General features: G+C 60.6%; 9 protein-coding genes. 7 read left to right on the forward strand and 2 right to left on the reverse strand.

From position 1 onward, the window contains the following. Positions 1–6: 6 nt before the first annotated feature. The gene (gene smc, locus HS961_RS14200; protein ID WP_182323021.1) at positions 7–3,534 is read right to left on the reverse strand and encodes a chromosome segregation protein SMC; all 3,528 of its coding nucleotides are present in this window, start codon (positions 3,532–3,534) and stop codon (positions 7–9) included. Positions 3,535–3,724: 190 nt separating this feature from the next. Here smc and HS961_RS14205 point away from each other — a divergent pair, with 190 nt between their 5' ends. The 6 genes from HS961_RS14205 (at position 3,725) to gloA (ending at position 8,297) form a co-directional block, all read left to right on the forward strand. Next, positions 3,725–5,254, forward strand: coding sequence for a protein adenylyltransferase SelO (locus HS961_RS14205; RefSeq protein ID WP_182323023.1), 1,530 nt, complete (start codon positions 3,725–3,727; stop codon positions 5,252–5,254). Continuing rightward, positions 5,251–5,661 carry a peptide-methionine (R)-S-oxide reductase MsrB gene (gene msrB / locus HS961_RS14210; protein ID WP_182323025.1) on the forward strand — a complete coding sequence of 137 codons (411 nt, stop codon included), beginning with the start codon at positions 5,251–5,253 and terminating at the stop codon, positions 5,659–5,661. Before HS961_RS14205 ends, msrB begins: the two co-directional genes overlap by 4 nt. A 258-nt stretch (positions 5,662–5,919) precedes the next feature. Further along, positions 5,920–6,465 carry a septation protein A gene (locus HS961_RS14215; protein ID WP_182323027.1) on the forward strand — a complete coding sequence of 182 codons (546 nt, stop codon included), beginning with the start codon at positions 5,920–5,922 and terminating at the stop codon, positions 6,463–6,465. A gap of 115 nt (positions 6,466–6,580) precedes the next feature. Further along, positions 6,581–6,865: a BolA family protein gene (locus HS961_RS14220; RefSeq protein ID WP_182323030.1), complete on the forward strand. Its 285-nt coding sequence runs from the start codon at positions 6,581–6,583 to the stop codon at positions 6,863–6,865. A 47-nt stretch (positions 6,866–6,912) separates the two neighbouring features. Beyond that, on the forward strand, positions 6,913–7,698 hold the full coding sequence (locus tag HS961_RS14225; protein WP_182323032.1) for a peptidylprolyl isomerase: 786 nt from the start codon (positions 6,913–6,915) through the stop codon (positions 7,696–7,698). Between the two features lie 185 nt (positions 7,699–7,883). Then, entirely contained in the window at positions 7,884–8,297 is a 414-nt protein-coding gene (gloA, locus tag HS961_RS14230) for a lactoylglutathione lyase (protein ID WP_182323033.1), read from the forward strand. 69 nt (positions 8,298–8,366) lie between these two features. Here the strand turns inward: gloA and HS961_RS14235 are convergent, their stop codons facing one another. Then, the gene (locus HS961_RS14235) at positions 8,367–10,091 is read right to left on the reverse strand and encodes a diguanylate cyclase domain-containing protein (RefSeq protein WP_182323034.1); all 1,725 of its coding nucleotides are present in this window, start codon (positions 10,089–10,091) and stop codon (positions 8,367–8,369) included. 569 nt (positions 10,092–10,660) lie between these two features. Between HS961_RS14235 and HS961_RS14240 the strand changes: the two genes are divergently transcribed. Beyond that, positions 10,661–10,930, forward strand: a complete 270-nt coding sequence (locus tag HS961_RS14240) for a DNA-directed RNA polymerase subunit alpha C-terminal domain-containing protein (RefSeq protein WP_182323035.1) — start codon at positions 10,661–10,663, stop codon at positions 10,928–10,930. Positions 10,931–11,082: the final 152 nt, after the last annotated feature.

Raw genomic sequence — 11,082 nt, forward strand, 5'->3', positions numbered from 1 at the left:
AATCTGTCACGCCGAATCTGCCATCGACAGGGCAGATTCCATATCCACGGCCACAATGCGCGAGACGCCCTGCTCCTGCATTGTCACACCAATCAGCTGCTGGGCGATCTCCATGGCGATCTTGTTGTGGCTGATGAAGAGAAACTGCGTGCTGCGGCTCATGGTGGCTACCAGCTTGGCATAGCGCTCGGTGTTGGCGTCGTCCAGCGGTGCATCCACCTCGTCAAGCAAGCAAAATGGTGCCGGGTTCAACTGGAAGATCGCAAACACCAGTGCAATTGCAGTCAGCGCTTTCTCGCCACCCGAGAGCAAATGGATGGTCTGGTTCTTCTTGCCGGGCGGCTGGGCCATCACCTGCACGCCCGAGTCCAGAATCTCGTCACCGGTGATGATCAGCTTGGCCTGGCCACCGCCGAATAGCTCGGGGAACATACGCCCAAAATGGGTGTTGACGGTGTCGAAGGTGCCCGAGAGCAGTTGCCGGGTCTCAGCGTCGATCTTCTTGATCGCATCTTCCAAGGTGGTCATCGCCTGGGTCAGGTCTTCCATCTGCGAGTCGAGGAAGGTCTTGCGCTCACGGGCATGGTTCAGCTCATCAAGCGCGGCCAGGTTGACAGCGCCCAGCGCTTCAATCTCGCGGTGCAGGCGGTCGATCTCGCTTTGCAGACCGGTCAGACGCACCTGGCCATCCTTGACCGAGGCGGCGAGCACCTCCATATCGGCCTGGGCTTCTTCCAGCAAGGTGGTGTACTGCTCCAGGCCCAGCTGCGCGGCCTGCTCTTTGAGCTTGAATTCGGTGATCCGGTCGCGCAGCGGCTGCAGTTCGCGCTCAAACTGCTGGCGGCGCTCGTCGCTGCTGCGCAGTCGGGCCGTCAGGTCGTCGTATTCGCTGCGGCGCGCGGCCAAGTCTTTCTCGCGCTCCATCTTCAGGTTCAGCGCATCTTGCAGGCCGCCTTGCGCGGCAGCGTCGTTCAAGCGCTTTTGCTCTTCTTGCGCACGCAGTTGCTCATCGCCCAGCGCCTTGGCCTGCTGCACGGCCGTTTCCATCGTGCGGTTCAGCTCGGCGCGGCGCGCTTCCATGCTGCGCTGGCCAAACACCGCTTCTTGCGATTGGCGCTCCAACGCGCGCAGCTGTTCGCGGGCGCTGGCCAGCTTGCGCTCTGCGTCGTAGACTTTTTCATCGAACTGGGCATGCTGCTCCTGGCTATCGGCCAGCTGCATGTCCAGCTCTTCGAAACGGGCTTCGGCCGCTACTCGGCGCTCCTGGATCTCTTCGAGTTGCTCCACCACCTCGCCCAGATCGGTGTCGATCTGCGCCGTGCGGGCCCGGGCCTGCTCGGCCAGCTGGGTGAGCCGCAAGGTCTCCACCTGCAGCTCATGGGCGCGGTTGCGGGTTTGTGCGGCCTCGGCGCGCACGGCGACCAGGCGCTGCGATGCGTCGGCATAGGCGCTCTCGGCGCGCACCAGTGCGTTGCGGGCCTCTTCGCCAATCAGCGACTGGGCGCGCAGTTCTTTTTCCAGATGCTCGATCTCCTGGGCGCGGGCCAGCATGCCCGATTGCTCGGAATCCTGGGCGTAGAAGCTGACGCTGTGCAGGCTGACCGAATGGCCCGTAGGCACAAAAATGGTTTCGCCCGGCTGCAGGCGGCTGCGCTGGGCCAGCGCCTCATCCAGGCTGGGGGAGGTGTAGCAGCCGCTCAGCCAGTCAACGAGCACGGCGCGCAGGCCTGCATCATGCACACGCAGCAAATCCGAGAGCTGGGCCATCTGGCCAGCTGCGGCAGTGGCAGGCGCCTGCGGCACGCTGTAAAAAGCCAGGCGGGCGGGCGGCGCGTCCTGGGCGCCGGCGCCCAAAAAGCCGCGCACCATGTCCAGGCGGCTGACTTCCAATGCGGCGAGGCGCTCGCGCAAAGCGGCTTCCAGCGCATTCTCCCAGCCGGATTCGACCTGGATACGGCTCCACAGGCCCTGCAACCCATCGAGCCCATGCTTGGCCAGCCAGGGCTGGAGCTTGCCGTCGGTCTTGACCTTTTCCTGCAGCGCCTTCAGCGCCTCCAGGCGGGCGGCCAGCTCGGCCTGCTTGGCGCCTTCCTGGTTGACTTGCTGCTGCTTGCTTCGCCGGGTGTCGTCCAGCTGCGGCACGCTGTCTTGCAGCTCCAGCAGGCGGGCTTCGGCGATTTCAGCGGCCTCGGCGGCTTCCTCGTTTTGCTGCTGCAGGTTGAGCAGGCGGGTCTCATCCGGCGCAGCCATGGCATTGCGGTCGCTGCGCAGACGCTCGCTGCGCACTTCCAGGCCACGGCTTTGTTCGTTCAGGCTGCGCTGCTCTGCCGCCAGCACCTGGATCTGCTGCTGTACCTGGGTGACGGAGCTGCGCTGCTCATTGGCACGCTGCTGGGCCTGGCGCAGCGCCTCTTCCATATCGGGCAGTTGCAGGTTTTGCTCTTCCAACTGGGCGGCGAGGGTCTCGGCGCGCTCTTCAGCGTCCATGCCCTGGCCAGCCAGGTTTTCCAGCTCGCCCTCGGATTCGTCCTTGCGGATGGTCCACTGAGCGATCTGCTCAGCCAGTTGCACCAGGCGGTTTTCCACCCGCTGGCGGCCTTCCACCACATAGCGGATTTCAGCTTCGAGCCGGCCGACTTCAGCTGTGGCCTCGTACAACTTGCCTTGCGCCTGGTTGACGGTATCGCCCGCCGCATAGTGCGATTGGCGTATCGTCTCCAGATCCGCCTCGACATGGCGCAGATCGGCCATGCGCGATTCCAAGTCGTTGACGGCCTTCAGGCCTTCGATGCGCACTTTCTCCTGCTCTTGCTCAGCGTCACTGCGCTTTAGGAACCACAGCTGGTGCTGCTTCAGGGTGGCGCTGGCGTTGAGCGCGTTGTATTTGGCTGCTACCTCGGCCTGCTTTTCCAGCTTGTCGAGGTTGGCGTTCAGCTCGCGCAGAATGTCTTCGACCCGGGTCAGGTTCTCGCGCGTGTCGTTGAGGCGGTTTTCGGTCTCGCGGCGGCGCTCTTTGTACTTGGAGACGCCGGCGGCTTCTTCCAGGAACAAACGAAGCTCTTCAGGGCGCGACTCGATGATGCGGCTGATGGTGCCCTGGCCGATGATCGCGTAGGCACGCGGGCCCAGGCCGGTGCCCAGAAACACGTCCTGCACATCGCGCCGGCGCACCGGCATGTTGTTGATGAAATAGCTGCTGCTGCCATCGCGCGTCAGCACGCGCTTGACGGCAATCTCGGTGTACTGACTCCACTGGCCGCCCGCGCGGTGGTCACTGTTGTCAAACACCAGCTCCACACTGGAGCGGCTGGCCGGCTTGCGGTGCGTGGTGCCGTTGAAGATGACGTCCTGCATGGACTCGCCACGCAGCTCGCTGGCCTTGGACTCTCCCAGCACCCATCGCACCGCGTCCATGATGTTGGACTTGCCGCAGCCATTGGGCCCCACCACGCCCACCAGCTGCCCTGGCAGCATGAAATTGGTGGGCTCCGCAAAGGACTTGAAGCCAGCAAGCTTGATGGAATTGAGGCGCACGGTGCTCGTTTTCTCTGCAAAGCGGTAGAACTCAGGCCGACATAATAACGTGCCCTCCTGGGCCACCAGCGACAAAAGCACTGCCTAATGCCTTATGCGCCCGGGCCACGGTCAAATAATGTTGCGGCGCGGCTGCCTGTCTATATACACAACCCCTCCTGGGGAAAGCCAGTGGGCAGACAATCTCCGCATGGATTCCAGCCTGTCTTCTCCCCCCGCCTCATCGTTGAACGACACCGCATTGCAGCCCGGCGCGCAATGGCACAACGGCTTTGCCAGCCTGCCGCCGGTGTTCTACACCCGCCTGCAACCCACGCCGATGCCTGACCTAGCGATGCAAGCCGGCAATGATGCGCTGGCCCAGGAGATGGGCGTGCGCCCCGACTGGTTGGCAAGCCCTGAGGCCACGCAAGTACTGGGCGGCTACACACTGCTGCCGGGCATGGATGCGCTGGCCAGCGTCTACAGCGGCCACCAGTTTGGCCACTGGGCGGGCCAGCTGGGCGATGGCCGGGCGATTCTTTTGGGCGAGATCCGCTCAGCGGCGGCCCCAGAGGGCCTGGAACTGCAGCTCAAAGGCGCGGGCAAAACACCTTATTCGCGCATGGGCGACGGCCGCGCGGTGCTGCGCTCCTCCATCCGCGAGTATCTGTGCAGCGAGGCCATGCATGGGCTGGGCGTACCCACCACGCGTGCGCTGTCGCTGGTCACCTCGCCCCAGCCGATTTACCGCGAAACGGTAGAGACGGCGGCTGTGGTCGCCCGGGTGGCGCCCAGCTTTGTGCGCTTTGGCCATTTTGAGCATTTTGCGGCGAAGGACGACACAGGCAGCCTGCGCCGCCTGGCGGACTATGTGGTGGAGCGCTACATGCCGGATGTTGCCCAGCACCCCAGCAGCAGCCCCGAACGCTACGCAGCACTGCTGGCCGAAGTGGCGGAGCGCACCGCGCGCATGATTGCTATGTGGCAGGCCCATGGCTTTTGCCATGGCGTGATGAACACCGACAACATGAGCATCCTGGGCCTGACGATCGACTACGGCCCTTTCCAGTTTCTGGACCACTACGACGCCAACCATATCTGCAACCACAGCGATACCGCTGGCCGCTACGCCTTTGCCCGCCAGCCGCAGGTGGCCTACTGGAACCTGTTTTGCCTGGGCCAGGCGCTGCTGCCACTGATTGAAGACGAAGCCACGACCTTGGCGGCGCTGGAGCGCTACAAAACCGCGCTGGAGCCCGCGATGCAGCACGTGCTGGGTGCCAAGCTGGGACTGGACCCCGCCCACCGCCCCGCACCCGAGGCAGTAGCCGGCCTGGTCAACCCCTTGCTGGCGTTGATGCAGCAGCACCGCACTGATTACAGCCTGTTCTGGCGGGCGCTGTCCCAAGCGGTGGCCGATGACAGCCTGCCAGCGCTGGCCCCCTGGTTCCACGGCGATGCTGGCTTTGAGACTTGGTGCGAGCAGTACCAGGCGTTGCTCCAGCCCAGTGAGCGCACTGCCAGTGCTGCGCGCATGTTTGCCGCCAATCCGCGCTATGTGCTGCGCAACCACCTGGGCCAAGAGGCCATCACTGCCGCCCAGCAAGGCAATTGGACACCGTTCCAGCGCTTGCAAACCGTGCTGGCGGCACCATATGCAGAGCATCCCGGCTGCGAAGACCTAGCCGCCCTCCCGCCCGACTGGGCGCAACATATAGAAATCAGCTGTTCATCATGAGCTTTCCCGTCCAAAAATCGGATGCCCAATGGCAGGCCGAACTCGCATCCAAACAAGCCGAATCGGTGGCCTTCCAGGTCACCCGCCAGGCCGCCACGGAACGCCCCTTTACCGGCAAGTACGAAGCGCATTGGGCCGACGGCAGCTACCACTGCATCTGCTGCGGCGCCAAGCTGTTTGACAGCAACACCAAGTTTGACGCCGGTTGCGGCTGGCCGAGCTTCTCCGAAGCCATCCCCGGCGCGATCCAGGAAAACGTGGACCGCAGCCATGGCATGGTGCGGGTCGAGACGGTGTGCGCGCAGTGCGGCGCTCACCTGGGCCATGTGTTTCCCGATGGTCCCCAGCCCACGGGCCTGCGCTACTGCATGAACTCGGCATCGCTGGATTTTGAACAGCCGAAGTGATGCCACTGAGGGGCTCAAAGCGGCAATGCCTGGGCGGTGCATGATGGAACTTTGCTGCGGGGCGGTGCTCTGACAGCCCTGTCCATTGCAGCCGCCGGCTTCAGCCCGGCTTAAGCGGAAGCCAAAATAGCTCGCGTATCATTGGCAGCCTGCCCGCAGACGCCCTATTCAACAAACCACAAGCACCCAAAGCCCTGCTCTCTTGTCCGCACCGTGCTCCGCTTTGCGCTGCATCGTGCACAGCCCGCATCGCCTGATATGAAATTTCTGATTGATTTTTTCCCCATCCTGCTGTTTTTCGCAGCATTCAAGGTCTGGGGCGTGTTTGTGGCCACCGGGGTAGCCATTGTTGCGACCATCGCGCAAATCGCCTACCTTCGATTCAAGGTCGGCAAGGTCGAGCCCATGCAGTGGATCAGCCTGGGCGTGATCGTCGTATTTGGCGGCGCTACCCTGCTGTTCCACGACGAGGCGTTTATCAAGTGGAAACCCACCGTGCTGTATTGGGTAATGGCAGTGGTTCTGCTCGGCGGCCAATGGTTCTTTAACAAGAACCTGATGCAAAAACTGATGTCCTCGCAGGTGCAACTGCCCCAGCCGGTCTGGAACACGGTCAATTACAGCTGGGCTATCTTTTTCACCCTTATGGGCTTTATCAATATCTGGGTTGCCTATAACTACGACCTCGATACCTGGGTCACCTTCAAGATGTTTGGCGGCCTGGGCCTGATGCTGGTGTTTGTTATCGGCCAGGCCATGTACCTGAGCCGCCATATCCAGCAAAGCCCGGAAGACCAGCCTTAAGCCAGTCGCTGCTTTCGGCGCAGCCAGTGGGCTGCGTCTTCTGAAGGCAGATGCTCTTCCTATCACCATATCGCCACACCATCCCACTGGCCCGTCTCCCCCCAAACTCCATCCCATGCAAGCCCAGGACATTACTGCCCCCGCCATTGAAGCCGTGCTGCGCGACAAGCTCGCCACCACCCAGCTGGAAGTGATCGACGAAAGCGGTCTGCACGCCGGCCATGTGGGCGCCAATGGCACGGGTTTTGGCACCCATTTTCGACTGCGCGTCGCTTCACCCTTATTTACGGGCACGTCGCGCGTAGTCCAGCATCGCCTTGTGTATGATGCGCTCCAAGCATTCTTTGACGCGGGTTTACATGCCCTTGCCATTGAAGTCCTGAATACACCAAAACAATGAAATCACTGGTGTATATTTCCTTTATAGATAAACAATTTGGATTTCGCATGAAAAAACAGCTCTTGTCCGGTCTGGTTGCAGCTGCCCTGCTTGGTTCAGCCGCGCTGCCCGCAGTGGCCCAGAACATTGGCGTCGTCAACGGCAAGCCAGTGCCTGCTTCGCTGCTGAAGACCTTCAAGGAACAAATGGAGCGCAGTGGCCGCCCCGTAGCCGCTGAGCAAGAAGCCCAGATCAAGGAAGCGATCATCGAGCGCGAAATCTATGCCCAAGCCGCCAAGGCCCAAGGCCTGGATGCCACCGAGTCCTTCAAGGGCCAGGTCGAGCTGGCGCGCCAAGGCATCCTGACCCAGGAACTGTTTGCCGCCTACGAGAAGGCCCACCCTATTTCTGACGCCGCAGCCAAGGCCGAGTACGACAAGTTTGTCGCGACCAACCAAGGCAAGGAATACCACACCTTCCACATCCTGGTGGACAGCGAAGACAAGGCAAAGGCCCTGATCGCCCAAATCAAGAAGGGCGCCAAGTTTGAAGACCTGGCCAAGAAGGAGTCCAAGGATCCAGGATCGGGCCAGCGCGGTGGCGATTTGGACTGGGGCAATGCAGCCAACTACGTGCCTGAGTTCTCCGAAGCAATGACCAAGCTGAAGAAGGGCCAGATGACGGACACCCCCGTCAAGACCCAATTCGGCTACCACATCATCCGCGTGGACGATGTGCGCGAAGCACAGCTGCCCAAGTTTGATGAAGTGAAGCCACAGATCGAACAGCAACTGCGCCAACAGCAAATCCAGAAGTACCAGCAAGAGCTGCGTGAAAAGGCCAAGGTCGAGTAATCCTCGCCCCGCCTGCTTCTCTATCCAACCCCTGCCCCGTGCAGGGGTTGTGCTTTGTGGGCCAGTACCGATGGCTTGGCGGCGCTAAACTCAAAGCGTTCAGGCTGCGTACACCGGTGACCGGCCCCTCTTCCTCCCGCTAGCCTTCGACCCGCTTGGCTGCGTCTCATAAGAAAGAATCCCCCATGCGTCTTTTGCACACCATGCTGCGCGTTGGCAATCTCCAGCGCTCCATCGATTTCTACACCCAGGTACTGGGTATGCGCCTGCTGCGCACCTCGGAAAACCCTGAGTACAAGTACTCGCTGGCCTTTGTCGGCTATGAAGACGGCAACCCCGGCCAAGCCGAGATCGAGCTGACCTACAACTGGGGTACCGAGAGCTATGACCTGGGTAATGCCTACGGCCATATTGCCTTGGGTGTACCAGATGCCTATGCCGCTTGCGACAAGATCAAGGCCAGTGGCGGCAATGTGACCCGCGAAGCCGGCCCGGTAAAAGGTGGCACCACGGTGATCGCCTTTGTGACGGATCCTGACGGCTATAAGATTGAGTTGATTCAACGTGCCGAAGGGGGAACCGGCGGCGGTCTGCGCTAGGGCTACTTTCCGCCCCGCACCAGCCAGGCCCCTGCCTGGCTTTTTTACGTCTCAGCTGGATGGCCGCTATCAGCGGCCGTCACCGCTTTGCTGCTTGTTCTTGTACATGTCCAGATCGGCGTGCTTGAGCAGGCTCTGCGGATCAGCGCCATCGCCGGGGTAGATGGCCTGCCCAATGGAAGCGCCCAGGTGCACCATCTCACCCTCCGGCAGGCCCTGGAGGCTGAGCAGCGCGGGTGCCAGCACCTCACGGATCTTCGCCTGCACGACGTCCAGCTGGTCCTGGCTGGAGATCCCCTGCAGCACAGCGACAAACTCATCTCCGCCCAAGCGGATCAGCACATCGTTGCTGCGCAGCACCGCTTTCAGCCGTTGCACCACCTCGATCAGTGCCAGATCACCGTTCTCATGGCCCCAGCGGTCATTCAGCGGCTTGAACTGGTTGAGGTCGATGAACAGAATCGCAAACACGGCAGGTTTGGCGGCCCCCGGTCGGGTGAGCGTCTCCAGAATGTGGTTCAGCGCGCTGCGGTTGGCGGCACCCGTGAGCGCATCGGTGAACAAACGGTGGCGCATGTGGTGGACGTTGTTGGCCAGCTCGCCAATCTCATCATTGCGCTCTACGCCAATGGGCACATCGATCTCGCCCTGGCCCACCCGCCGCACCGCATAGGTCAGCGAGCGCATGTCTTTGGCCAAACCGCCGAAAATGCGCAGGCCCAGGCCCAGCGCAGCGCCTAGCGCCATCAAACCCAAAGCAATCACCAAGACCACATGGGCACGGATGCCGGCCAGCATCTGCTGGTGCGGCACGGCAACCACCGCCAACCAATTGAGCCCCGCGCCATCGGTCACCCGCAGATAAGCCACCTCAATCGCGCGCTTCTGGGCATCGAAAATCAACGCCGTGCTGGCTACCTCGTTCGACTCGGAGAATTCATGCTTGAGCTTCTGGTAGGTAATCTCCATCAGCAGGTTATCTGCGCTTGCGGCATTGACCCGGCTCGGTTGGCCATCGGCCCCCTGGCGGATGTTGTCCATGCCCGTCGCCGCAATCAGATCGCCATTGGGCTCCATCAAGAAGGCCTGCGCCCCCTCTGCCAGGTGCAGGCCGTCTACAAACACCCGCAGCTGGTTCAGAAACACATCCGTTGCCACGACACCCACCACCTTGCCATCCGCTCCCGTAACACGGCGCGCGCGCGTCATCACCAAGTCCTTGGCATTGAAGTCGATGTACACCGGCGTCCAGATATGGCCGGCCGTATTCTGCGCCAGGCGGTACCAGGGGCGGGTACGGGGATCGAAGAGGTTGGCTTCCTTGTGCAGAAAGATGGGCTTGGCCTGGATGCCGGGCAGCAGGTAGATGCTGCGCGCCTCCTGCGCCTGAAGCTTGACACGCAGCTCGGCCTGGGTCTCGCTGCTGCGCAGCAGCCCGACACCCTGTCCCGCATCGTTACCGTAGTAAACATAGTCGCCCAAGCGCTGTGTGAGCGAGGTCGCTGCCCACAGGCGGCTGCGCAACGCAGGCATACCGTCTTCTATATCTTGGGGTGCCGGTAAGCCGGCAGGGAAACTTGCCTCGATGATCGAGCCCGAGCTGAAAACATGCCGATCCACCGCCTGGCCAATGCGCTCGGCCATCTCTACCATCAGCTGCTGGGAGAGCATCGACACGGTTTTGCTGCCAGTCCAATACCACAGCACACCCAGCACCCCCGTCAGCAACGCGATCAGCATGACAAAGGGAAGAATCAGGGTGATCGTCAGTGACGAACCTTTACGGGTAGGCATAACCGGGCAATACGAAGGCTTGGATGACAACAACCTGCAGATTTAGGGTAATTTTTGGCAGATAAATTCTTACTTTAACCGTTTTTATGGGTTACATAAACTGATAGGCCAATGTAATAAATCAAACGGCTTCAGCAGCCACTGTGGGTTAAAACAAAGAGCCTTTCACAGTCCAATTTGCAAAGAAACCGATTTCATTGCCCACTGTGCCATTGGACGGGCCACAGATTCTCAAAATACTTGGATTTAATAGGAAAATAGTGGCTGTGCGAAACGATGTGGATCCGCTACCAGTACGGAAAAATCAAATGCATAAGAATACATTTTATTACATCTATCCTTGCGGAATATCTGTTTTCGCACTTCAATTTGACAGCGGCTCAAATACAAATTACATATAAGGTGATAGAATCACTGAATAACAAATGCAACTAAGCATGATTTGTATCCATTCCTGCCCTTGTGGACGAGGTTGAAGGCAAGCCAGCTAAGCATGACTTCGCAGGCACGCGCATCCCATCTTCGTACCAGGACAGGCATCGCTGCCCTGTTTATAGATTGAAGATTCCATGGCCACTGAACTGCTCTTAAACAAACGGCTGTCCCGCAGAACCCTCAACAGTTTGGGGAGGCATGCCATCACCACTGTCGACCAGGTGGTCGAGGCTTATCCTGAGCGCTTGCTCAAACTCAATGGTGTCGGCATGACCGTGTTGCGGGACATCGAGCGCACCTTGTTCCCCGGCCAACAGTTCCAGCCGGATTCGGGCCGCTACAAAGCCTGGAGCGAAGAGACATCCAGCTATTCGAATACCGACACTGCGCAGCAGAAAAAATGAGACGCTGGCCGCAAAGGACCATTGCGGTTGCGCAATACTCCTTTGCTGTCGCTATGTCTTAGGCAGAGGATTTGAAGAGGCTGACTGGGCCTTCCAGGGTTCGGCAGGCTTGGCGTGGGTTGACCGCTGGTCGTGCAAGATCTGACGCATGG

Source organism: Comamonas piscis, assembly GCF_014109725.1.
Lineage (GTDB): Bacteria > Pseudomonadota > Gammaproteobacteria > Burkholderiales > Burkholderiaceae_C > Comamonas > Comamonas piscis.